Below are 22,509 nucleotides of genomic sequence, written 5' to 3' on the forward strand. Positions count from 1 at the left end.
TTCGATTCCACCTCAGGGCGAAGGCCTTCTTTGCTCCAGCGCGTCCTTCGATCGCTCGCCATCCGACCGAAACGCTCGAAGGAACGCATTCACCTGCGCGCGCCACCGTTCCAGGTGCTCGACCATTCGCTCCCCTTCCACTCTCACCTCCGTCGCGCGATCGAAAAGACGCGCGATCGAAGGACGGACCGAACCTTCACCGCTTTCCCCCAAGAGGTTCAGGGACACAAATCCAAACGTCGCCGCACAGAGGATCAACGCCATCGCCCACTGCGGCAGCGGCAACGAGAGCGGCGGCACACGCCATCCCAAGCGCCACGCGGCCCACCATCGGCGTAGCTGCCAGAGCTGGCTTCGCCTCAAATCACGATCCATCGTGCGCACGGCGTGGAGAAGGCGCTCGTCCAATCCCTCCGGGAGGGCGACGGCGCCGACGTCGTGTAGGAGCCGCATGACCGCCGTCACCTGCTCCAAGGTCTGACGGCAGGTCGAACAAACGCGCACATGCGCCTCGAAGAGATGATACTCGTCGGCCGTGAGCACCCCATCGAAGTAATTGGGGATCAACTCGCCGAAGGCGTCGCAACTCATGGCCGCGCCCCGCAGGACATGGCGAAGACGCTCGTCGAGATCGGGCGAAGGCTCGACTTCTTCGACGCTCCGACACAACTCGAGCGCCGCTCGGACATCATCCAGCGACGCGCGACATGCCGCGCACGAGAAGAGATGCGCGACGAACGCCTCCGCCCGCCCTTCGGGAAGCGTCCCGTCCAGATATTCGCTGATCTGTTGTTCGAATTGCTGACAGTTCATCATATCACCCGCATGCGGCGCAGGACGCGAGCCAGTTCCAACCGCCCGCGATTGATCCTCGACTTCACCGTCCCTTCGGGGATCTGTAGAAGCTCAGCGATCTCCTGATACGAGAGCCCTTCCAAATCGCGGAGGATGACGCACGTGCGCAGCTCAGGCGAGAGCTTCGCCAAAGCGGCATGGATCAACTCGCTCAGCTCACGCCGTTCGATCTGAACCTGCGGATCGCCCCGTTCATCGGCGCGCAAATGGTGTTCGTGATCCGCCAAGTCCTCTCCCTCTTCTGTCGGCGTGCGCGCGCGCCGACGATAATCGTCAATGATCAAGTTGCGCGCGACCCGCATGAGCCAGTTCGCCAGGTCTCCTTCGCGCGGATCGTATTGCTCGAGCGCACGGTAGAGGCGGAGGAAAACTTCCTGCGTCAGATCCTCTGCCGCCGCGCGATTGCCCGTGAAGCGGTAGGCCAAGCTATAGATGCGGCGGGAATATTGCCTCACGATCTCCTCCCACGCCGCTTCTTCTCCGGCCAAGCACCGACGAACCAATTGCACGTCGCTGCTCACCAAGGCCGTCCTTGCCCCCACATCGCTCTCCCTCAATTATCGCTCTGCCAAAATCCATCCAGCAAAACGAAGACTATGGGGAAAAGGTTCCGCGCGGGTTGTTCGGCCGCCGCTCAGGACACCGCGCGATAAATTGTGCGGAGGCTCAGCACGAGGATCAGGACACCGACTAATCCCATCAAAACGCGCGCCGGCAACCGACGACACATATAAGCCGCCAGCGGCGCCGCCAATACCCCTCCGATCAACAGGCCAATCGCCACCGGCCAATGTACCCATCGAAGCACGACGAGGAAGGTCACCGCTTGGGCCAGGGTGACGAAGAACTCCGTCAGGCTGACCGAACCGATGGCTAGGCGCGGCGTCTGTCCCTGCGCGACGAGCGTGGAGGTGACGATCGGTCCCCATCCCCCTCCTCCAACGGAATCCAGAAAGCCTCCCGCGAATCCCAAAGGGATGAGACGCGGCCGCCCCGCCCCCGATACACGCCGACCGAGCGCTCGGCACAAGATCAGCACTCCTGTCGCGAACAAATAGACAGCGACTACCAGTCGGATCTTCTCTCCGGGCACTTGAGTGAGGACGTAGGCCCCTAAAATCCCCCCGAGGACACCCGGGATGATCAATCGCAGCACGAGCCGACGCTCAACATTCCCATTGCCCAGATGAGCGAGCCCGGAAGCGCCGGTGACGAATACTTCGGCCGTATGCACGCTGGCGCTCGCGATGGCGGGTGGAACACCCAGGCTCAAGAGGAAGCTCGTCGAGATGACCCCATAGCCCATGCCCAGAGCTCCATCTACGACCTGCGCGAGGAATCCGATGAGGATGAAAGGCACGATGCTCAATTCCATGGGCATGACTGACCTCTCCTATTCGCGGCCCCGTGCACATGTATCACCACATCAGCGAGCGCTTGATGTGTCCTCTGAAAAGTGCGAGAGCCCGCGGCTCTCGGGTGACCGCGGGCTCTTCCTCCCACTTCGTCCTCTCGACGACTCCTAACGAGCCCCCATCCTCCTTCTTCGCTCACGGAGAAGATGGCGCGTACGGATTGCTCCTCCGCTCGCTCCTTACTTCCTCCGCTGAGCGACCTGCACATTCCAGGCCCGATAGTATCTCCAGAATGGCCGATTTTGTCAAGAGAAATTCGCGCTCGACTCGTAACGCTCGCCCGCCACTCGCGCGATGAGAGCCGACTTGTCCGCGCGCTCGCGCCTGTGCTATAAGAGCGAAGGCATGGGGCAGTCCACGCCAGCAGAAGAGGCAACCGATGAAGAAGATCGTCGAATGCATCCCGAATTTCAGCGAGGGACGGCGACTTGAAGTCGTCGATGAGATCGTACGCGCGATCGAGTCCGTTCCCGGCGTTCTCGTGCTCGATCGCGAGATGGACCGCGATCACAATCGCTCAGTCATCACCTTCGTCGCCGAACCGGAAGCGGCGGTCGAGGCCGCCGTGCGCGCCACGCGCCGCGCCGCTGAACTCATTGACCTCAACGAACATCGAGGAGAGCACCCTCGGATCGGTGCGACCGATGTCATTCCCTTCGTTCCCATCCGCAACGTCACGATGGAGGAATGCGTCGCATTGGCGCGAGAGACGGGTCGCCGAATTGCTGAAGAGTTGAACATCCCCGTCTATCTCTACGAGCGCGCGGCCACGCGTCCGGATCGCGTCGACCTGGCGAACATCCGCAAGGGCGAGTTCGAGGGTTTGCGCGAAGCGATCGCTCGCGATCCCGATCGCGCGCCGGATTTCGGTCCACCGCGTGTACATCCGACGGCCGGCGCGACCGTCGTCGGCGCGCGTCCTCCGCTCATCGCCTATAACGTGAATCTTAACACGAACGATATCGAGATCGCGCGCAAGATCGCGCGAGCCGTTCGCGGACGCGATGGCGGATTGCGATATGTGAAGGCTCTCGGATTCGAGCTGAGAGATCGCGGGATCGTCCAGGTCTCGATGAACCTCGTGGATTACGAACAGACCCCGATCTTTCGCGCCTTCGAGATGGTCAAACGGGAAGCCGAACGCTACGGCGTGAGCGTGCGGGGCAGCGAGATCGTCGGTCTCGTTCCGCAAGCCGCCCTCGATGCGTGCGCCGAGTGGTACCTGCAGCTGGAGAACTTCAGTCGAGAGCAAATCCTAGAGAATCGCTTGGCGGCTGCATTGGCCCAAGCTGAAGCGGCAGCTTCCTCGGCGGCTCCAACCTTCGGCGTCCAACCGTTTCTGGATGCGGTCGCCGCAGCGACGCCAGCGCCTGGCGGAGGGAGTGCTGCCGCCCTCTCTGGCGCTCTAGCGGCCGCTCTCGGCGAGATGATGAGTCGTCTGACGTTACAGAAGCCGCGGTTCGAGAACGTGCACGAGCGCCTGCGCGCGGTGCTCGCGCAGCTTGAGGACCTGCGTCGCACGCTCTCCGCCGCGATCGAAGCCGATGCGGAGAGCTTTCGTCGCGTTATGGCTGCCTATCGGCTGCCGAAGGAGACCGAAGAGCAGCAACGCCTTCGCCACCAGGAGATTCAAGAGGCACTCAAGGCCGCCGTCATCGTCCCCGCGCGCACTGCCGAAGCGGCTCACGCTGTGCTGCGCGCGCTCCTGGAGCTGGCCCAGATTGGTTCGCCGAACGCCCTCTCCGATGTCGCCGTCGGCGCGCAATTGGCCCTTGCAGCCATCAAAGGTGCGTACTACAACGTCCTGGCCAATCTCACCGCCATCACCGATCAAGCCTTCAACAACGAATACCACAACCGCGTGCTCGCGCTCTTGGAAGAAGCGGAGGACTGGGCGACGCACGTGGAGACGCAGTTGCTCAATCAGTTTGCTTCGGCAAGCGAATGAGGAGAACCGAAGTACGCCTCAGGCCGTTGCCGGCGTATCGCCGGGCACAGGGGGCAAAAGAGGCTTCAGCACACGCGGTTCTCGTTCCTTATCTTGCTCCCTCTCCGACTCACTCGCAGGAGGAGGTGGTGCAGAGGCCGCTGTCCTGTCGGCGCATCCTTCGACGATCTGGCGAATCTCCTGAGCATCGAGCGTCTCCTTCTCTAAAAGCGCTTGGACGAGCCGTTCGACAGCTTCCCGATTCTCCAGGATGATCTGTCGCGCGCGCTCATATTGCTCCATGATGATGCGATTGACCTCCTGGTCGATCTTGACGGCCGTATCTTCGCTATAGTTCTGGTGGCGGACCAGCTCCTTCCCCAGGAAGATGGCCTCATCGCTGCGTCCGAATGTGAGTGGTCCCAATCGCGACATGCCGAATTCACACACCATCTTGCGCGCGATCTCGGTCGCTCGCTCCAAGTCGTTGCTCGCGCCAGTGGTCATGCTTCCCAGGAAGATCTCTTCGGCCACGCGCCCGCCCATCATGATGGCGATCTGACTCTCCAAGTACTCGCGCGTGTGCATGTAACGATCGGATTCGGGCAACTGCTGCGTCACTCCAAGCGCCATGCCGCGCGGGATGATCGTCACCTTGTGGATGGGATCGGCATGCGGGACCTTGAGGGCGACGATCGTATGTCCGGCTTCGTGATAGGCCGTGTTCCGCTTCTCCACTTCGGAGATGACGATCGAGCGGCGCTCGGTGCCCATGAGGACCTTATCCTTCGCCGCCTCGAAATCCTGCATGGTGACGGCCTTGCGATTGTGCCGCGCGGCGATCAGAGCGGCCTCGTTGACGAGATTCGCCAAATCGGCGCCGGTGAAGCCCGGCGTGCCGCGCGCGATCACTGAGAGGTCTACATCCTCCCCCAACTGCACCTTCCGCGTGTGCACGCGCAGGATCTCCTCGCGCCCGCGCACATCAGGCCGATTCACCACGATGCGCCGATCGAAGCGGCCGGGCCGCAACAGCGCCGGATCGAGCACATCGGGACGATTGGTCGCTGCCATGAGAATAATCCCGTCGTTCGACTCGAAGCCGTCCATTTCGACGAGCAATTGATTGAGCGTCTGCTCCCGCTCATCGTGACCGCCGCCCAGTCCCGCCCCGCGATGTCGGCCAACGGCGTCAATTTCATCAATGAAGACGACGCACGGCGCATGCTTCTTCGCCTGCTCGAAGAGATCGCGCACGCGGCTCGCGCCCACGCCGACGAACATCTCGACGAATTCCGATCCCGAGATCGAGAAGAACGGCACGCCCGCTTCGCCCGCGACCGCGCGCGCCAAGAGCGTCTTCCCCGTCCCGGGCGGTCCCATCAAGAGAACCCCCTTCGGGATGCGCCCGCCGAGCTTCTGGAACTTCTGCGGGTCTTTGAGGAAATCAATGATCTCCTTCAGCTCTTCCTTCGCCTCATCCACGCCGGCCACGTCTTTGAACGTCACTCGCTTTTGCTGTCCCGAGAACATACGGGCGCGACTTTTGCCGAAGCTGAGCGCTTTGTTACCGCTGGCCTGCATCTGCCGCAGCATGAAGACCCAGAAGGCCCCGAAGAGGAGAATGGGGAGAACCCACGTGAGGAACATCATCCAGTACGTGTCCCCTCCTCCGCGAAAGACGACGCGGGGACGCACATCCGCCTCCGATCCGACATCGGTGAGCATCTCGGCCACACGTGCGGCGACCTCTTGATTCGCCAATTCGGTCCGAAAGCGCCGTCCGTCGCGCAGCGTTCCCGTCACTCGATCATCTTCGATGACGGCTTCGACGACCTGCCGCTGTCGAATCGCCAAGACCAAATCCGAGAACGGCAGTTCCGTCACCGCTCGCGTGGTGGACGTTTGGAAGAAGTTATAGAGCAGCAGGGCGCCGCCCACCATCATGATCCAGAAGATCAATTGTCGCGCTCTCGAGTCCAACTCTCGTCCCTCCTCTCCCGACGGCTCGCGGGCGCGATAGCCCGGCTGTCGAATGTCCGATGTAAGTGTATCACAGCGCGCTCACTCTCGGCCACGCTCGAAGCGAATCACGGCCAGGCGCTGCGTCTCGGAGTGAACGGCGAATTCCGCCGCCACGGGAAGCGCCGGCGCGCACACGATGCGATCTTCATCAGCGGTGACGACCAGCGGCCAGCGATCGCGCTCCGAGACCGGAATGCGATGCGCCCACATGAGCGTCTTGAGCTTGAGCGGTCGCCGCCGCCCGACCGGAACGTATCGATCCCCAGGTCGACGCGAGCGTACGGCCAGACGTTCGGGCACACGCTCATCGTCGAGCACCACGATCCGATCAGAAGATGGCGGTGCCTCCGTCCGCCCCCGCTCCCATCGAATCACGAAGCCCGCGACCTCAATCGGTTCGCTCGGGCGCAACTCCCTCCAATAAGGCTGCGGCCGCTGCGGCCGACGCATGAATGTGAGCGCGTCGAATTCGCGCCAAGCGATCACCGCGGCGGGCAGGAGGACGCGACGCCCGCTCTTCCCCGGTTCCAATAATTGGTCCAATGCCTCCACATGCTGACTCGTCACCCGCCGCGTGTGCCCGCACAATTGCCGGATGGCCTCGCGCAACGCCCGTGCGCGAAGCGCCGGATGGAGTGCTCGCAACTTCTCCACTGAGAGGCGAATCATGTCGCGCTCATATGAGATGACTGCGTCGGGGAACACGTTGCCGAGAATCTCATCGAAATAGGTCTCGTCCACGCGCAGTCGTTCGGCCGCGCGCCCGATGGCTTCCAAAGCCCGAGGATTCAACGCCAAGAGCCGAGGCAGAAGCTCCTGCCGCACCCGATTGCGCCATCGCTCCAGCTCCAGATTCGAACGATCCACGCGATAGGGGATCCCCAACGCCTCGCAATAAGCGCGCGTCTCCTCGCGCCGCACAGCCAGAAGCGGACGAATGATGAGATCATCCACGATGGGATGAATGCCGCTCAATCCTTCGATGCCGGCTCCCCGCAGCAAGCGCATGAGGAACGTCTCCGCCTGATCCGTGAGCGTATGACCAGTGGCGATGCGGCGCGCTCCCACCTCGGCGGCCACGCGGCGCAGGAAAGCGTATCTGACTTCGCGCGCCACTTCTTCCAAGTTCCGCCCCTCTGCTTGCGCGAGCGCCCGCACATCCTGACGCTCACTTGTGAATGGGAGATCGAGTCGCTCGGCCAATTGCTGCACGAAGGCTTCATCGGCATCCGCCTCTTCGCCCCGCAACTGATGATTGAGATGCGCGACATGCAAGCGCAGATGAGGATAGGCCGAATCTCGAAGCTCATTCAACAGATGGAGCAAGGCGACCGAGTCGGGTCCGCCGGAGACAGCGACGACAATTAAGTCCCCATCCTCCAGCATCCCATATCGCGTGATCGTCGCCCGAACTTTCGCTAAGAGCGCCGCGCGATCCAGCGCCATTCCTCCTTCGATCGGTGCGAGGCCGCCCTTCGTCGGCGCGCGTCACTTCTTAGGTTCCCACGGTGGGAGCGTGCACCGCAAGGGCTTATCGGTGCGGAATCCCAAAAGGTAATCCGCCTGAATGAGCTTGTGAATCTCGCGCGTCCCCTCGTAGATGACCGCGCCTTTGCAATTGCGATAGAACCGCTCGACCGGATAGTCGTTCGAATACCCGTAGGCTCCGTAAATCTGCACGGCATTGGAGGCCGCTCGCTCGCTGGCGACGGTCGCGATCCATTTGGCCAGCGATGTCTCCCGCGTGTTGCGCAGCCCCATGTTCTTCATCCATCCGGCGCGCAGCCACAGCAGTCGGCAAATTTGATAATCGGCCTCCATCTCGGCGAGCATCTCCTTGACTAATTGGTGCTCGCCGATGAGCTTGCCGAACGTTCGCCGCTCCAACGCATATCGTACCGACGCGTCGCGACACGCGCGGATGAGTCCGGTCGCTCCCGCAGCTACCGTGTATCGTCCCTGGTCCAACGCGAACATCGCAATCTTGAAGCCCTCGCCTTCGTATCCGAGCAGATTCTCCTTCGGCACGCGCACGTCTTGCATGGATATCCACCCGGTATTGCCCGCTCGAATGCCGAGCTTGCCATGAATGGTGCCCGTCGTCAGACCGGGCATTCCTCGCTCCACGATGAATGCGGAGACGCCCGAATGGTCGCGAACCTTCTTCTTCTCCAAATCCGTCCACGCGAAGACCAGAAAATGATCGGCGATGTCCGCCAGGCTGATCCACACCTTCTCCCCGTTGAGGATGTACGAGTCGCCATCCCGAATGGCCGTCGCCTGCATCCCGACGACATCGGAACCCGCATTGGGCTCGGTCAGGGCATAGGTCGCTATCTTCTCTCCCTTCGCCTGAGGGACAAGGTACCGTCGCTTCTGCTCTTCAGTCCCCCACGTGAGGAGCGTCAAGCAATTCAACCCCACATGGACGGACATCGGGACACGAAACGCCGTGTCTACGTATTCCAATTCCTCGCAGGCCAGGCCCAGCGCGATGTAATCAAAGCCCGCTCCGCCGTACTCCTCCGGAATGCAGATGCCCAGCAGGCCCAGCTCGCCCATCTTGCGCAGGATGGACGGATCAGTCTCTCCCTTCTCGTCCAGCTCTTTAATACGCGGCGCGATCTCGCGAGCAGCGAACTCACGCACCATCTTCTCCACCGCCAGATGATCTTCCGTCAATCGGAAATCAATCATAGCTCTCCCCCTGCAAAAATGGATTCGTGCGACGCTCCCGCCCCAGCGTCGTCATCGGACCATGACCGCTGTAGACGCGAACGTGATCGCCAAGCGGCAGGAGCTTCTCCCGAATGGAGCGCATGAGCGTTGGCCAAGAACCACCGGGGAGATCCGTTCGGCCCACCGATCCGGCAAACAACGTATCGCCCGAAAAGAGCATGTCGTCCAGAAGGAATGACATCCCTCCCGGCGTGTGCCCAGGAGTATGAAGAGCCCGAATCCGATGCGCTCCGAAGCGCAGCTCCTCCCCATCCGAGAGCCAATGATCGGGCGTCGGTCCGGGTCTGACGCGCATGCCAAAGAGCGCTCCCCATTCGACCATGCGCTCGTAGAGGAAGAGGTCCTCCGGATGCAGACACACCGGCGCTCCCGTCGCCGCTTTCACCTCGGCTACCGCCCCCACATGATCCACATGCCCGTGCGTACAGAGGATGTATCTCGGCACCAGTTGATGCCGCGCGATGAACCCAAGGATGACCTCGGGTTCATCCCCCGGATCAATGATGATCGCCTCGCGTGTCCGCGCGCACCCGATGACATAGGTGTTCATCCAAAACGGGCCGACCGGCTGCGTCTCAAGGATCAGGCCCCGATCTTCATGAACGCTCATGATGACTCCCTCGATGATCGCTCGTACATTGTGACTGATGTCGGAGAGCACTGGCAAGAGAGAACGCGGCACTCCGGTGACGACGAATCGTCTTCGGTGCGAGCTTCCCGCCTGGTCTCCATCACGAGGAAATGCTATCATAAGGCGGGCTATCCGAAGAGAGCGTGCGTGGAGGCAGGGTATGAGCAAACCGCCAGAGCGATCGCCCCGTGCCCGGTTGGTCAAAAAAGGCACCGCATCCGATGGACGCCCCGAAGATCGCGCCCGCTCTCCCGTCCACGCGACAGAAGCGCTCTTCCCTGAGGAACTCCCCCGCGAGCAGAAGAAAGTCGCCGCTGGACCTCGCGAGGGACGAACCCCAACGGCCTCACGCTCCTCTTCGACGAGCAAGCGCTCGCTCCGCCGCCCCGCTATCTCGGGTCCGGACCAATGGGGAATCCTCCCGGATCGCCCCCTCTTCCCCTCCGCGCAACGGACTGCGAAACGTCAGCCCTTCAAGAGGGGCGAACAGAAACTCCCGCGTCGTGCTGCTTCTCGAAAAAAACGCGCTCGTCCGAAAGCCGCGCCCTCCCTTCCGAAGAAGCTCACCCCAGAGCAGCGCCGACGGGTAGAAGAACGCTATCGCGCGATGGTCGCTTCCGGCGAGCGTCCTCCCGAAGGACGCCGCAAGACGATCGCGCGAGAGTTGGGATTGCCGTATGCCCTCGTCTCCGAGGTTGTGAAGAACTATCTCCATCGCGAGCGCCTGCGTCGAACGAACTTCGAGATCGAGAAGATCTACTGGCGCGAGGTCCTCGCCGGACAAGATGATGCCCGCGCGATCGTCGAACGCGCGGCCGCGGAGTTGAAGCTCGATCCCGGTCGCATCTGGTGGTGGCTCGAAAAGCTCCATGAATGGCGCAAGACGCTCGATGCCGAACCGGAGGTGAGCGAGACTCAACGCGCGGCCATCCTCTCGTTCTACCAGGAATACCTGAAGCGGGAGACGCCTCCGGAGAAAGGCCTTCATCTCTTGATCAGCGAGACCCTCGGGAACGTCACACCTCGTCAGGTGCACAAGGTCCTCCTCCAACACCGGCTGAGCTTCTGGACGCGATTGAAGAACAACGCGCGGCCGGACGGCACGAGAGCGTGATTCGAGTTGCCGAAAGCTCTTGCGACCCCGTACAATGACTCGCTGACGCGAGATGACGAAATGGCATTCAAGGAGGCCGATCCTGCGGAGCGCGTGCCCCCTTTTGGTATTTCTCCTTCTGCTCACTCCTCTCCTCGCACAATCGCCCTCTTCATCAGCTCCTCTTGTGCCTGAGCTTCAGCGAGCTGAAGCGTATTGGGAACAAGCGAGCGCCGCGCTTCGCGCGGCCGAGGAGGAGGCGCGAAAGGCGGAGGAGAAGGTCGAACGCTGGCGCGCTCTCTACGCTCGCGGGCTCGTCGCCCGACGCGAAGTCGAATGGGCGGAACTTGAAGCCCAAACGGCGCGCATGCGATTGGTGGCCGCTCAAGAAGTTGAGCGCTTGGCTCGAGAAGCTCTGGCGCGCGCCAGAGAATATGCCGATCGAGCGGCCGAACGCGAGCGCCAACAGCGATTGCTTGAACGCACCGTCGCGCGCGTGTCCCGCTCCTATGGGCGGGGTCGCTTCACCATGAGCGACCTCGCTGCGCTCATGCGCGCGTACAAGTGGCGCTTCGGAACGCCCCTGCCCATCAGTGCACTCGGGCAAACGCCGACGCACGATCGCTTGGGCCTGGACCATCGTGGACGCGTGGACGTCGCGCTGCATCCGGAAAGCGAACAAGGACGCTGGGTGATCGAGTATCTGACGCGGCGTGGGATCCCCTATGTCGCTTTCAGCGACGAAATCCCGAACTCTGCCACCGGCGCGCACATTCACATCGGCCTCCCTTCGCTCCGGAAGTGAGCCGCTCGCGTCCGGAGAGGCCTTCACGGCCCGCGTCTTGAGAGCGCTCGAATCGTGAGGACCCGAGCATGCGCACGAGCGTCTGGCACGCTCTCTCGCTCCGAACGAAGCTGACCATCTGGTACGTGAGTTTGATGGCTGCTGTCCTTATGGCTTCCACCTTGATCGCGCATTGGTACTTATCTCGAAGCTTGCGCCACGCCGTCGATGCTTCGCTCAGCGAGCAGGTGCAGCTCATCGAAGCGCGATTGCGCGCCATCGAAGGAGGGCAAGAGTTCCCAGAACCTCGAACGGAACGGTTCACCATCGCACCGGCATTCGTCGAGTTGATTACCCCCGAGGGGGAGATCGCTGATGTCGCGGCGGCTTCGGAAAATGAGCGCGTTCCCATTCGCCCGGAGACGCTCGAGCGCGTCCGAACGAGCCGCGATCCCGTCGCCGAGGAGGCGCACACTCGCGACGGTCGCGCCATGCGCGTCGTCACCTGGCGCGCGTTGGATGCGCGCGGAGAGTTGGAGTACTTCATCCGCGCCGGTTACGTCATCGAGGATATTCATCGCGCAGAGCAAAAGCTTTTGGGGACGCTCCTGGTCACGACGGCGCTCGCGCTGATCGTGGCGAGCTTGGGCGGCATGCTCTTGGCGACGCGAGCGCTCCGTCCCGTTGATCGTCTCATCCGCGCGGCGCGCACCATCACCGCGCACAAACTCAAGGAGCGCGTCGAAGTCCCCCCCTCACGGGATGAACTGGCCCGCCTGGCCGAGACGTTCAATCAAATGATCTCCCGCTTGGACGAGGCTTTCGAACGCGAGCGGCGCTTCACCGAAGACGCCTCGCATGAGTTGCGTACGCCACTCGCCATCCTTCGCTCGGAATTGGAGATCGCTCTCCGCCGCGAGCGTCCCGCCGAGGAGTATCGCCAAACGCTTCAACGGTGCTTGGACGAAGTCCTGCGATTGAGTCGCTTGACGGATGATCTGCTCTGGCTCTCCCGCTCCGAGAGCGGACATCTGGCCTTGAATTTCACCTCACTTCGGCTCGACGGGCTCTGCCGCGACGTCGTCGCGCAGATGCGTCCTATCGCCGAAGCGCGTCACCTTAATCTCACGCTCCAAGAGTCCGAAGAACCACTTCCCGTTCGCGGTGATCCCCATTGCCTTCGACGGCTTCTCCTCAACCTCCTCGACAACGCGCTCAAGTTCACGCCCTCGGACGGACGCGTCACGCTCCGAATGAACCGCATCGAGACACACGCTCGCGTGGAGGTCGAAGATACCGGATGCGGAATTCCTGCCGAGGATCTCCCGCACATCTTCGAACGTTTCTACCGCCGTCCCTTCGGAGAAAGAGCCGGAGCGGGTCTCGGTCTCGCCATCAGCCGATGGATCGTCGAGGCACACGGAGGCCGCATCTGGGCCGAGAGCGAACTCGGTCGCGGTAGCCGCTTCATCGTCGAGCTGCCTCTTGCTGGGGCTATGAGCGAGGAGGGATGAAGCCTACTATTCGCTGCCCGAAGCATTCATGCCAAACGCTCTACAAGCGGAACCACGGCTTATCGACACATCCGGCATGACACCCTGCGATGACGCAAGCGACACCGGTGGCGATTACCAGTTAATCGAGCACACCGCGCTCCGCTGATTCGGACGATCCAGCGAAACGCAACGAGATCATCCACTTCTTCCTGCCTTGAAGAGAGTTTACCGCTAAGGTGAATGCGAACGCCTTTCGGAACTTGCACTTCAAAAAAGGCGATGCCCTCGATCTCCGCAGGACAGCGCACCTCGACAATCGTCTTCTCAACGCGCACGCCAGATGACGGGAGCGGATGAATGTCGAGTTTTTCATGGTGAAAGGGATCTGCCAAATGACCTGAGGCGTATCCGGTTGAAATACTCAGCTCATCGCCTCGGCTGCGCACGGCGAACAGATCATCGAGCTTGAGCCCCTCGACGCGCACGAGGATTTCGCTCGGACGATCCCAATCAAATCTCACCCGCTTGTTCAAGATCGGGTAAAACCCGGAGAAGCGAAGAACCTCCTCCCTCGCGTCTTGCCTCGGCGACATCGAAAGGCCGTTTTTCCCCCTCCCACAGAATGAAGAGACTGACGACCAAAAGCGCAAAGGCTCCTCGTCTCATCGGCCTTCCTCCAAGAGAAAGGTCGAACAGCCAATGAACGCCACAGCGCAAATCATAGCCAATAAGCCCACACGGTCCCCCAACAGCCCCATTGTTGATGGCATGCAAAAAACGGACCGCACATAGCGTGGAAGCTGAAGTCCGCGCAATTTCCGATCGTATCCTATTCCGTAAAGCAGCAATAGCAACATCTCTCGTCACACACTTGAGCGGGTAAAGCCGATGTCGCTCTCGAAGGCGAAGGACCTGGCCAAAGGACCATCAGGATGAGGACCAGGATCATGATGAGTCGAGCGCTTTGCTTGGCTTTCCTCAACAACCGCCTCCTTGAGAGTCTTCCCCGGCGGTCCGCTATTATACTGTCTGTCAAGCCCCAATCGCTTTTAATCGTCGCCCGTGTAGCGCGGTCGGCCCGGAATACTCAAATTGGCCGTAGCTTGCCAATTTAATGACAAGGCTTCGACGGGACGAAGAGCCCTGGCCCGACTGGTAGCGAGCGCGCATGGCGGCTCGGCCGGGAATGGCCGAGGGATGGCCGCCATCTAAACCGGGTTCTCCCCACCGGCCACCCTGCCCGCACTTTCTCCTTGACACTGCGGGTCATTTCCCGTAGCATACGCGAGGTGGACTAAAGTGGACCAAAGTGGTTCGGGAATCGGGGACCTGGATGAGCAGTTAAAGCTCGACTTCAAGAGATCGCGGGAAGTGGTTGGGAATTAGGGATGTTACGCGGAAACTACACGACGCGAATCGATGAGAAAGGACGGATCAAGATCCCAGCCGCCTTCCGCGACATCATCCTGGAGAAGTACGGTTCGGAGTTCTTTGTCACGAGCTTGGATGGGGATCACGTCCGGCTCTATCCGCTGCCGGAGTGGGAGAAGATTGAGCAACGGCTCGCCCAACTGCCGGAGATGGACCCAGTGAAGGAGAAATTCCTTCGGGTGACGAACTTCTACGGTCGGCAGACAACGATGGATGGGCAGGGGCGGATTTTGATCCATCCGCCGCTTCGGGCGAAGGCCGAATTGAATGGCGAGGTCGCGGTCTTGGGATACATCACCTATCTCCAAGTGTGGAACCTGGAGAAGTTCGAGGCGCAGCTTGGAGTCTTCACCAAGGAAGATGCCGCTGCCATTGCGAAATTGGGAATCTGAGCCTGATCTTGGGCGCGCCTGGCATCGTCCGGTGCTCGTGCGCGAGGTTGTCGAGCTATTGCGCCCGTGTTTGGACGGGGTGATCGTGGACTGCACGGTAGGGACAGGAGGGCATGCCGAGGCGTTGCTCTCGGCGTCAGATCGCGTGCGCGTGATCGGGATTGATTGGGACGAAGAAGCACTGATGTGGGCACGAGAGCGGCTGCGGCCTTATGGCGATCGGTTTGTGCCCGTTCATGATGACTTCAAGCACTTGGCAGAGATCATGGCGCGGCATGGTCTTTCGATGGTGGAAGGCATTCTTGTGGATCTGGGGGTCTCGTCGCTGCAATTGGAGATGGCCGAGCGCGGGTTCAGCTTTCAACAGGAGGGGCCGCTCGACATGCGGATGGACCGGCGGCGGAGGGTGACAGCGGCGGATCTCGTGAACGCGCTGGGCGAACGCGAGCTAGCTGATCTTATCTTCCGATACGGCGAGGAACCAGCGGCGCGGCGGATTGCGCGAGCGATCGTCCGCGCGCGCGCGCACGGACCGATTCGGACGACGACCGAACTGGCGGAGATCGTGGCACGGGCTGTGGGCGGGCGACGAACGACGCGCATTCATCCGGCGACGCGTACGTTTCAAGCCCTACGGATTGCCGTCAATGATGAACTGTCGGGATTGGAGGGTTTCGTGGACGTGGCGATCGAGCGGCTCGTGCCCGGCGGACGCTTGGTCATCATCTCATTTCACTCGCTCGAGGACCGAGTGATCAAGCGCCGATTGCATTTCCATGCGGGGCGCTGCGACTGCGCGGTTCGGCGATGGGGCGTGCAGCGAGAGGACGAGCCTTGTCCGCAGTGTGGAGCGGCGCGCCGCATCGTCCTGCTCACGCGCCGAGCCGTTCGACCGAGCGCAGCGGAAGTGCGAGAGAATCCGCGGGCGCGCAGCGCGAAGCTTCGAGCGGGTGTTCGCTGTCCCCCATCGGAAGGGGACCCCGAAGGTCGGGCATCCGCTCGTGCGGCGAGTTCCCGAGCGCGATTCGCCTGTGGGAAGCGCGTGTGATGAATAATGTCGAAGCTAAGGAGGGAGAGATGCAAATGCCCTTGCGCGTGCAGAATGGACCAGTGCCTCACCGGAGGGAGCTGAAAGCCGCCTCTCGGATGATCCTGGTGCTTGGCGTGGCAGGAGCTGTGGCGTTCTCGCTGATTCTCGCGACGTGGCAACATGTCGAAGCGCTGCGGTACGGCTATCGCTTGGACCAATTGATGCGCGAGCGCGAGCGATTGGAGGCCTTGAAGCGACAGCTCGAATCGGAGCGCGCGTACTATCGGTCGCCGCAGGTGATCGAGCCGCTGGCGCGACGGTTGGGACTCATTCGTCCTGATCCGTCGCAAGTCATCGTCGTGGGTCGAGGAGGGTCTTCACCGCAGGCGAACGATCCGCGCGTGCTGCTCTCCGGCGGATTCGAGCGCGCCTCTGGAGCGCATGATCTGGCCCCCGGCACGTCGACGCCGAGATCGGGGTCGTCGGTCGAGAGCGCGCGGGCTGTTCGCCGACGTCTCCGTGCGAAACCAGTGAAACCGGTCGCTGAGATCGTCGGTGAAGAGTCGCCTTCGTCTTCGGGATCGCCCGGAGGAATGCCGATAGCTTCGGAGACGTCGGAAAATGCCAACGCCTCTTCATCGAAAGGAATAAGGTCCGATGAAGGGGCGGTGGTGGAGCGACCGAGCGACTCGACAGTAGAGAACCCGACGTCGAAACGGAGGAGACCGTCCAAACAAGGTGAGCCGTGATCAAGCGCGAGCTGTACAAGAAGACAATTCGACGACGCCTTGTTCAACTGACGGGTCTTTTGTCCGTGTGGATGCTTCTTGTCGGCGGTCGTCTTCTCTACGTGCAAGTCGCGCAGCACGAACAATGGCGCGCGCAGGCGGATCGGCAACAACGGCGGACGATTCGCGTCACGGCGCTGCGCGGGACGATTTACGATCGCGCGGGACGAGAATTGGCCAAGAGCGTGGAGGCGCCTTCGATCTTCGCCGTCCCAGCGGAGATCGAGGACGTGGATCGCGCGGCGCGGCAACTGGCGCGTGTCTTGCGCATGGATCCGGGGGCGCTGCGAGAACGACTTTCGGAACGACGAGAATTCGTCTGGGTGAAACGCAAGGTCACGCCGGAAGAGGCGACGGCCGTCAAGGCGCTCGGGCTCGCGGGGATCCATTTCGTGACCGAGAACAAACGCACGTACCCGAATGGAGAGCTGGCGGCTCATGTGCTCGGTTATGCGGGCATAGACGAAGTCGGCTTGGAGGGCATCGAGTTCGCGTACGATCGCGAGATTCGCGGTGAGGAGAGCACCGTCTTCGTCTATCGCGACGCGCGCGGGCGCACATATGAGCGGGCGCAGCGACCGGTCGCCCGCGGGCATGATCTCATCCTCACGTTGGATGCCACGATTCAATTCCACGTGGAGCGCGAATTGCGCGAAGCCGTTCGTCAGGCGCGCGCCCGAAGCGGTGTCGCCATTGTGCTCGATCCAAAGACGGGTGAGATCCTGGCGCTCGCGAACGTTCCCACGTTCGATCCCAATGCGTTCGCGAAGGCGTCGGAGGAAGCTCGGCGCAATCGGGCGATTCGCGATCTCTACGAACCGGGATCGGTCTTCAAGATCGTGACGTTCGCGGCCGCTTTGGAAGAAGGTCTACTCCGTCCGAACGAAGCGATCGAATGCTTAGGCGGGCGCATCGTCTTGGCCGGGCATACGATTCGCGACCATCGCCCCTTCTTCCGACTGACGGCGCGCGAGGTACTCGAGCAATCAAGCAATATTGGGACGATTCAGATCGCGCTGCGGGTGGGGGCTGAGCGCCTGGCGCAGTACATCGAACGGTTCGGCTTCGGCCGGCGCACGGGCGTGGAACTTCCTGGCGAGGCGCGCGGGATCGTGCGACCGGTGCGGCGATGGACGCCGGCCTCAGTCGGCGCCATCGCCATTGGTCAGGAGATTGGGGTGACGGCCATACAGATGGCCGCGGCGATGGCCGCGATCGCCAACGAGGGAGTTTGGGTACAACCCCATCTGGTGCGGGCCGTGCGCTCCCGCGATGGGACGGTGATCAAGCGCACTGAACCGGAGCGACGCCGTGTGTTGAGCCCGACATCGGCGCGCGTGCTCATGCGGATGTTAGAGGGGGTCGTCGAGCGAGGGACGGGACAGCTCGCTCAACTCTCGGGATATTCGGCTGCGGGGAAGACTGGAACGGCCCAGCAGTTCGATCCGCGCACGCGCCGCTACTCGAGGACGCGATATGTCGCCTCGTTCGCCGGGTTCGCGCCGGTCGCCGATCCGCGCGTCGTCGTTCTGGTGGCGCTCGATCATCCCCGTCCGAAGTACACGGGGGGAGAGGTGGCGGCTCCCGTCTTCAAACGAATTGCGGAAGTGGCTCTGCATGCGCTGAATGTGCCTCCGGATCGGCAACCGGGGCGTCCCATTCTCGCTCTGCGGACGAACTTCGCTTCGGAAGGGACAGAAGGGGAAGTGGGGCTGGGAGTCTCAGAAGCAGAGGAAGCTGTGCGCTTCTCTGCGCTCCCGACTCCATCGAATGAGGCGCGAAATCTCTTGATGCGAAATCTCACGCCAGCGGTCGCTCCGACTCAGAGGATTCGCGATGATCCGCCGCTTGTGCGCGTGCCGGATTTTCGGGGCCAAGGGATTCGCGCGGTGACCGAACACTGCGCGCGGATTGGTTTGCGCTTAATCGTATCTGGATCGGGACGAGCCGTGCGGCAGGAGCCGGCGGCGGGAACGCTCGTCGTGCGCGGGACGACGTGCCGCGTGGAATTTCAGTGAGCGAAGGAGAATGAGTTTGACTCTGCGACAGGCGGTCGAGGTGACAAAGGCTCGCGCATTCGGGCCGCTCGAAGAGCGCGTGACCGCCATCGCGTATGATTCGCGACGGGTCGCGCCGGGAAGCCTCTTCGTCGCGATTCGCGGCTTCCAACAGGATGGGAACGCCTTCATCCCCGAAGCCCTGGCTCGCGGAGCGGTGGCGATCGTCTCCGAGAACTCCTGCCCACCGGATTTCCCGCGCGCGTGGCTTCAGGTCGAGGACGCGCGGCGGGCGTTGGCTGAACTCGCCGCGGCTTTCTACGATCATCCTTCGCGCACCCTCACGCTCATCGGTGTGACAGGAACCAACGGGAAGACGACGACGACCTATCTCATTGATGCTGTGATTCGGGCCACGGGCGAGCGCTCTGCCCGATTAGGGACGACCACTTATAAGATTGGCGACGAAGAAATCCCGGCCGAGCGCACGACGCCTGAGGCGCCGGAGATCCAGCGTTTCCTCCGGCGTGCTGTCGAAGCCGGATGCCGATATGCTGTACTGGAAGTTTCTTCGCATGCTCTCGAACTCAAGCGCGTGCACGGATGCGAATTCACGGCGGCCGTCTTCACCAACCTCACCCCCGAGCATCTGGATTTTCACGGCACGATGGAGGCGTATTTCGCGGCCAAGCGCAAACTCTTCGACGGGACACTCGGAAAGGCTCCGGAGATCGCCATCCTCAATGGGGAAGATCCGTATGCGCGGGAGTTGGTGGCCGTTTCGCGCGGCCGCGTCCTCACCTATGGGGAGACGTCCGGTGATGTGTTCGCTCGAAGCGTCACCTTCTCGCTGGAAGGGACGCAGCTGATGGTCCGGACGCCGCAAGGGGATGTGTCGTTGCGCTCTCGGCTGCTCGGACGTCCGAACGTTCGGAACATCCTGGCAGCAGTGGCGACGGGACTGGCGCTCGGTTTCTCGCTGGAAGAGATCGCCAAAGGGATCGAGCTGTGTCCTCGAGTGCCGGGACGATTTGAGGTCGTCTCCGAGCCCACGCATCCGCTGCTCGTTCTCGTGGATTACGCGCACACAGAGGATGCGTTGCGGAATCTGCTGCAGACGGCGCACGATCTTCGACGCGCGCTCTCGATCGAAGGCCGTCTGCTCACCGTCTTCGGGTGCGGTGGTGATCGCGATCGGCGCAAGCGCGCCCCGATGGGGGAAGTCGCCGGCGCGCTCTCACATCTGGTGATCGTGACCTCGGATAATCCGCGCTCGGAGGATCCGGAGGCCATCCTGGCGGAGATCGAAACGGGACTCGCGCGCACGAACACGCCGTATTTGAAGATCGTGGATCGCGCGGAGGCCATCCGGATGGCGATCGCGTTGGCCGAGCCTGGGGACATCGTCCTGATCGCGGGCAAGGGACACGAGACCTATCAAGTGCTCAAGGATCGCATCATCCCGTTCGACGACCGCGAGGTCGCGCGCGCGGCGTTGAAGGAACGTTTCGGGAGCAAGGAGAGCGAGACGCAATGAAGATCAAGGAGATGGCCGAGATTTGGGGAGCGAGACCGCCGGCGCCGGAGATCGCCGAGCAAAAGCCGCGCGGCTTCTCAATTGATTCGCGCACGCTTCAACCGGGCGACCTCTTCTTCGCCATCAAGGGGCGCGTGCGAGACGGACATGCGTTCGTGCGGGAGGCGTTGGAGAAGGGCGCGTGCGCGGCCGTGGTCTCGGAGATTCCAATCGGTGCGCCGCCGGAGCGATTGATTCACGTTCGGGATACGCTCTGGGCCCTGCAGGAGCTGGCGCGCGTCGTGCGCTTGCGATGGGGGCGACCGGTCATCGGCATCACAGGGAGCTCGGGGAAGACGATGACCAAGGAGCTGGTGGCGCGGTTGTTGGAAGCTGGAGGGTATCGAGTGATCAAGACCATCGGCAATTACAACAATGCCTATGGACTGCCGCTCTCGCTGCTGGGTCTGATCGCCGAAGGCGCATCGCCCGAACAGTTTCATTATGCCGTTCTGGAGATGGGCATGAGCGCGCCCGGGGAGATCGCGCATCTTAGCACGATCGCGCGTCCGACGATCGGCATCGTGACGACGGTGAGCGCCGTGCATCTGGAGTTCTTCCCCTCGGTGGAAGCCATCGCTGAGGCGAAGGCGGAGCTTGTGGATGCGCTTCCCGAGGATGGCCTCGCTATACTGAATGTGGACAACCCCCTTGTCGCCCGCATGCGAGAGCGACGGACGATCGCCGTGCGAACATTCGGGATCGAGAACGAAGCCGACGTGCGTGCTCGAGACATTCGCATGCTGGGCTTTGAGGGAATGCAATTCACGCTGCAGACCCCTTCGGGGGAAGTGCTCGTGCGAACGCCGCTTCTCGGGCGCCATCAAGTCATGAACATTCTGGCGGCGGCCGCGGCGGTTGAAGTTTGCGGCGTCTCCCTGCCGATCCTCGCTGAGGCCTTAGCGAAGATCGCGCCTTACACGCGGCGCGGGGAGATCGTGCGTTTCCCGCAGGGATTCGTCGTGATTGACGACTCGTACAATTCGAATCCACGCTCGCTCCTGGAGATGGCGCGCACGCTCCGGGAGATCGAAGCGGCGCAGCGGCGCATCATCGCTGCTGGGGAGATGTTGGAGCTGGGCGAGCGCGCCGCAATCTTCCATCGAGAGTGCGGACAGGAAATCGCTCGCCTCGGGATTGATGTCCTGATCGGCGTGCGCGGTCTGGCGCGCGAGCTGATCGAAGGGGCGCGCGAAGCGGGAATGGAGATGGCGCTCTTTTTGGAGACGCCGGAAGAGGCGGGACGTTGGCTCTCGGCTCACGTGCGCGCGGGCGATGTGATTCTCGTCAAGGGATCGCGCGCCGTCGGGATGGAGCGCGCTATCGAGGTGCTTCGGCGAGCGTTCAATTTCACGGAGTGAGGAGATGAGGTGAGGCGGCATGCTCCGCTATCTGTTGTACGAGGTCTTGTACACGCGGTATCACGAGCAGTTCCATCCCTGGCTCGATCCCCTGAACGTCTTTCGGTACATCACCTTTCGCACAGCCTATGCGGCTATCACGGCGTTGCTCCTCAGCCTGCTGCTTGGCGGGTGGTTCATCCGCAAGTTGCGCGAGTATCAGATCGGGCAGCCGATTCGCGAAGAGGGGCCAGCGTTACATCAGGTCAAGCGCGGGACGCCGACCATGGGCGGAGGGCTCATCATTCTCTCGGTGCTCGGAGGGACGTTCCTGTGGGGGAACTTGCGAAATGGCTATGTATGGCTAGCGCTAGCGGCCCTCGTCCTCTTCGGCGCGATCGGATTTTGGGACGACTATCTGAAGATCGTGCGGCGGCGCTCGCTCGGATTGACGGGTCGGCAAAAGCTCCTGGCGCAGAGCGCCATCAGCGTGGCGATCGGTCTGACGCTCATCTACGGGCTCGATTACTCGTTGGTCCTCAGCGTCCCCTTCTTCAAACGCTTTCGGCCCGAACTGCCCGTGGCACTCTATCTGACGTTCATGCTGTTGGTGATCGTGGGCTCGTCCAACGCTGTGAATCTGACCGACGGGTTGGACGGATTGGCCATCAGTATCGCCTTCATCACGACGGCGGCACTGACGGGCTTCACCTACGTGACCGGGCATGCCGAGTTCGCGCGGTATTTGAACATCGAGTACATGCCGGAGGTGGGAGAGTTGACGGTCTTCTGCGGTGCCCTTGCGGGAGCTTGTCTGGGATTCCTCTGGTTCAACGCGCCACCGGCCGAAGTCTTCATGGGGGATGTGGGCAGCCGCGCGCGCGGCGGGTCAAATAGAAAGGTCGCCGTGATGGTCAAGCAAGAAAACAAGCACCTGCAGATCGGGGGGAGTTTTGTGTTGTAAGCGCTCTCGGTGATGTGGCAGGTGTT

Annotated in this window: 19 protein-coding genes; 11 read left to right on the forward strand and 8 right to left on the reverse strand. The window is 62.1% G+C overall.

All coding sequences use genetic code 11. The annotated features are described in order from the left end of the window. Positions 1 to 12: 12 nt before the first annotated feature. The 3 genes from NZ746_01420 to NZ746_01430 form a co-directional block, all read right to left on the reverse strand. A complete protein-coding gene (locus NZ746_01420) occupies positions 13 to 816 on the reverse strand; it encodes a zf-HC2 domain-containing protein (protein MCS6816017.1) in 804 nt (267 codons plus the stop codon). Continuing rightward, complete coding sequence (locus NZ746_01425) at positions 813 to 1,397, reverse strand: sigma-70 family RNA polymerase sigma factor (protein ID MCS6816018.1); 585 nt, start codon at positions 1,395 to 1,397, stop codon at positions 813 to 815. The genes NZ746_01420 and NZ746_01425 overlap by 4 nt, the downstream gene beginning before the upstream one ends. A gap of 92 nt (positions 1,398 to 1,489) precedes the next feature. Further along, positions 1,490 to 2,230 carry a sulfite exporter TauE/SafE family protein gene (locus NZ746_01430; protein ID MCS6816019.1) on the reverse strand — a complete coding sequence of 247 codons (741 nt, stop codon included), beginning with the start codon at positions 2,228 to 2,230 and terminating at the stop codon, positions 1,490 to 1,492. 419 nt (positions 2,231 to 2,649) lie between these two features. On the opposite strand from NZ746_01430, the gene ftcD reads away from it, so the two are divergent. Then, on the forward strand, positions 2,650 to 4,218 hold the full coding sequence (gene ftcD / locus NZ746_01435) for a glutamate formimidoyltransferase (protein MCS6816020.1): 1,569 nt from the start codon (positions 2,650 to 2,652) through the stop codon (positions 4,216 to 4,218). Positions 4,219 to 4,236: 18 nt separating this feature from the next. Here ftcD and ftsH read toward each other — a convergent pair whose 3' ends face one another. The 4 genes from ftsH to NZ746_01455 form a co-directional block, all read right to left on the reverse strand. Next, the gene (ftsH, locus tag NZ746_01440) at positions 4,237 to 6,141 is read right to left on the reverse strand and encodes an ATP-dependent zinc metalloprotease FtsH (protein MCS6816021.1); all 1,905 of its coding nucleotides are present in this window, start codon (positions 6,139 to 6,141) and stop codon (positions 4,237 to 4,239) included. A 120-nt stretch (positions 6,142 to 6,261) separates the two neighbouring features. After that, positions 6,262 to 7,668, reverse strand: a complete 1,407-nt coding sequence (gene tilS / locus NZ746_01445; GenBank protein MCS6816022.1) for a tRNA lysidine(34) synthetase TilS — start codon at positions 7,666 to 7,668, stop codon at positions 6,262 to 6,264. A gap of 42 nt (positions 7,669 to 7,710) precedes the next feature. Further along, positions 7,711 to 8,919: an acyl-CoA dehydrogenase family protein gene (locus tag NZ746_01450; protein ID MCS6816023.1), complete on the reverse strand. Its 1,209-nt coding sequence runs from the start codon at positions 8,917 to 8,919 to the stop codon at positions 7,711 to 7,713. Continuing rightward, the gene (locus NZ746_01455; GenBank protein MCS6816024.1) at positions 8,912 to 9,571 is read right to left on the reverse strand and encodes an MBL fold metallo-hydrolase; all 660 of its coding nucleotides are present in this window, start codon (positions 9,569 to 9,571) and stop codon (positions 8,912 to 8,914) included. The genes NZ746_01450 and NZ746_01455 overlap by 8 nt, the downstream gene beginning before the upstream one ends. A 181-nt stretch (positions 9,572 to 9,752) precedes the next feature. Between NZ746_01455 and NZ746_01460 the strand changes: the two genes are divergently transcribed. The 3 genes from NZ746_01460 to NZ746_01470 all read left to right on the forward strand — a co-directional run bounded on the left by NZ746_01460 (position 9,753) and on the right by NZ746_01470 (position 12,983). Beyond that, positions 9,753 to 10,706: a hypothetical protein gene (locus NZ746_01460; protein ID MCS6816025.1), complete on the forward strand. Its 954-nt coding sequence runs from the start codon at positions 9,753 to 9,755 to the stop codon at positions 10,704 to 10,706. A gap of 166 nt (positions 10,707 to 10,872) precedes the next feature. Further along, positions 10,873 to 11,490 carry a hypothetical protein gene (locus NZ746_01465; protein ID MCS6816026.1) on the forward strand — a complete coding sequence of 206 codons (618 nt, stop codon included), beginning with the start codon at positions 10,873 to 10,875 and terminating at the stop codon, positions 11,488 to 11,490. Between the two features lie 68 nt (positions 11,491 to 11,558). Next, entirely contained in the window at positions 11,559 to 12,983 is a 1,425-nt protein-coding gene (locus NZ746_01470) for a heavy metal sensor histidine kinase (GenBank protein MCS6816027.1), read from the forward strand. A gap of 59 nt (positions 12,984 to 13,042) precedes the next feature. Here NZ746_01470 and NZ746_01475 read toward each other — a convergent pair whose 3' ends face one another. Beyond that, positions 13,043 to 13,558 carry a hypothetical protein gene (locus NZ746_01475; GenBank protein ID MCS6816028.1) on the reverse strand — a complete coding sequence of 172 codons (516 nt, stop codon included), beginning with the start codon at positions 13,556 to 13,558 and terminating at the stop codon, positions 13,043 to 13,045. 795 nt (positions 13,559 to 14,353) lie between these two features. Between NZ746_01475 and NZ746_01480 the strand changes: the two genes are divergently transcribed. The 7 genes from NZ746_01480 to mraY are packed head-to-tail and all read left to right on the forward strand — an operon-like array spanning position 14,354 to position 22,483. Continuing rightward, a complete protein-coding gene (locus tag NZ746_01480) occupies positions 14,354 to 14,788 on the forward strand; it encodes a division/cell wall cluster transcriptional repressor MraZ (GenBank protein ID MCS6816029.1) in 435 nt (144 codons plus the stop codon). Continuing rightward, positions 14,757 to 15,836: a 16S rRNA (cytosine(1402)-N(4))-methyltransferase RsmH gene (gene rsmH / locus NZ746_01485; GenBank protein ID MCS6816030.1), complete on the forward strand. Its 1,080-nt coding sequence runs from the start codon at positions 14,757 to 14,759 to the stop codon at positions 15,834 to 15,836. Before NZ746_01480 ends, rsmH begins: the two co-directional genes overlap by 32 nt. A 29-nt stretch (positions 15,837 to 15,865) precedes the next feature. Further along, positions 15,866 to 16,567 (forward strand): cell division protein FtsL, encoded by a 702-nt coding sequence (locus tag NZ746_01490; GenBank protein MCS6816031.1) that lies wholly within the window; start codon positions 15,866 to 15,868, stop codon positions 16,565 to 16,567. Beyond that, positions 16,564 to 18,624 carry a transpeptidase family protein gene (locus tag NZ746_01495; protein ID MCS6816032.1) on the forward strand — a complete coding sequence of 687 codons (2,061 nt, stop codon included), beginning with the start codon at positions 16,564 to 16,566 and terminating at the stop codon, positions 18,622 to 18,624. The genes NZ746_01490 and NZ746_01495 overlap by 4 nt, the downstream gene beginning before the upstream one ends. A gap of 16 nt (positions 18,625 to 18,640) precedes the next feature. Then, positions 18,641 to 20,140, forward strand: coding sequence for a UDP-N-acetylmuramoyl-L-alanyl-D-glutamate--2,6-diaminopimelate ligase (locus NZ746_01500; protein ID MCS6816033.1), 1,500 nt, complete (start codon positions 18,641 to 18,643; stop codon positions 20,138 to 20,140). Further along, entirely contained in the window at positions 20,137 to 21,540 is a 1,404-nt protein-coding gene (locus NZ746_01505; GenBank protein MCS6816034.1) for a UDP-N-acetylmuramoyl-tripeptide--D-alanyl-D-alanine ligase, read from the forward strand. The genes NZ746_01500 and NZ746_01505 overlap by 4 nt, the downstream gene beginning before the upstream one ends. A 19-nt stretch (positions 21,541 to 21,559) precedes the next feature. Beyond that, entirely contained in the window at positions 21,560 to 22,483 is a 924-nt protein-coding gene (mraY, locus tag NZ746_01510; protein MCS6816035.1) for a phospho-N-acetylmuramoyl-pentapeptide-transferase, read from the forward strand. The last annotated feature ends 26 nt before the right edge of the window (positions 22,484 to 22,509 follow it).

It is taken from the genome of Blastocatellia bacterium (genome assembly GCA_025055075.1).
Taxonomy (GTDB): domain Bacteria; phylum Acidobacteriota; class Blastocatellia; order HR10; family HR10; genus HR10.

Excerpts from the sequence above, each read along its gene's own strand:
- rsmH (MCS6816030.1), top strand. The coding sequence starts at position 14,757 with ATGCCGCTGCCATTGCGAAATTGGGAATCTGAGCCTGATCTTGGGCGC.
- NZ746_01455 (MCS6816024.1), bottom strand. The coding sequence starts at position 9,571 with ATGAGCGTTCATGAAGATCGGGGCCTGATCCTTGAGACGCAGCCGGTC.
- mraY (MCS6816035.1), top strand. The coding sequence starts at position 21,560 with ATGCTCCGCTATCTGTTGTACGAGGTCTTGTACACGCGGTATCACGAG.
- tilS (MCS6816022.1), bottom strand. The coding sequence starts at position 7,668 with ATGGCGCTGGATCGCGCGGCGCTCTTAGCGAAAGTTCGGGCGACGATC.
- ftsH (MCS6816021.1), bottom strand. The coding sequence starts at position 6,141 with ATGGTGGGCGGCGCCCTGCTGCTCTATAACTTCTTCCAAACGTCCACC.
- NZ746_01480 (MCS6816029.1), top strand. The coding sequence starts at position 14,354 with ATGTTACGCGGAAACTACACGACGCGAATCGATGAGAAAGGACGGATC.
- NZ746_01490 (MCS6816031.1), top strand. The coding sequence starts at position 15,866 with ATGCAAATGCCCTTGCGCGTGCAGAATGGACCAGTGCCTCACCGGAGG.
- NZ746_01460 (MCS6816025.1), top strand. The coding sequence starts at position 9,753 with ATGAGCAAACCGCCAGAGCGATCGCCCCGTGCCCGGTTGGTCAAAAAA.
- NZ746_01505 (MCS6816034.1), top strand. The coding sequence starts at position 20,137 with ATGAAGATCAAGGAGATGGCCGAGATTTGGGGAGCGAGACCGCCGGCG.
- NZ746_01430 (MCS6816019.1), bottom strand. The coding sequence starts at position 2,230 with ATGGAATTGAGCATCGTGCCTTTCATCCTCATCGGATTCCTCGCGCAG.
- ftcD (MCS6816020.1), top strand. The coding sequence starts at position 2,650 with ATGAAGAAGATCGTCGAATGCATCCCGAATTTCAGCGAGGGACGGCGA.
- NZ746_01420 (MCS6816017.1), bottom strand. The coding sequence starts at position 816 with ATGATGAACTGTCAGCAATTCGAACAACAGATCAGCGAATATCTGGAC.
- NZ746_01475 (MCS6816028.1), bottom strand. The coding sequence starts at position 13,558 with ATGTCGCCGAGGCAAGACGCGAGGGAGGAGGTTCTTCGCTTCTCCGGG.
- NZ746_01470 (MCS6816027.1), top strand. The coding sequence starts at position 11,559 with ATGCGCACGAGCGTCTGGCACGCTCTCTCGCTCCGAACGAAGCTGACC.
- NZ746_01450 (MCS6816023.1), bottom strand. The coding sequence starts at position 8,919 with ATGATTGATTTCCGATTGACGGAAGATCATCTGGCGGTGGAGAAGATG.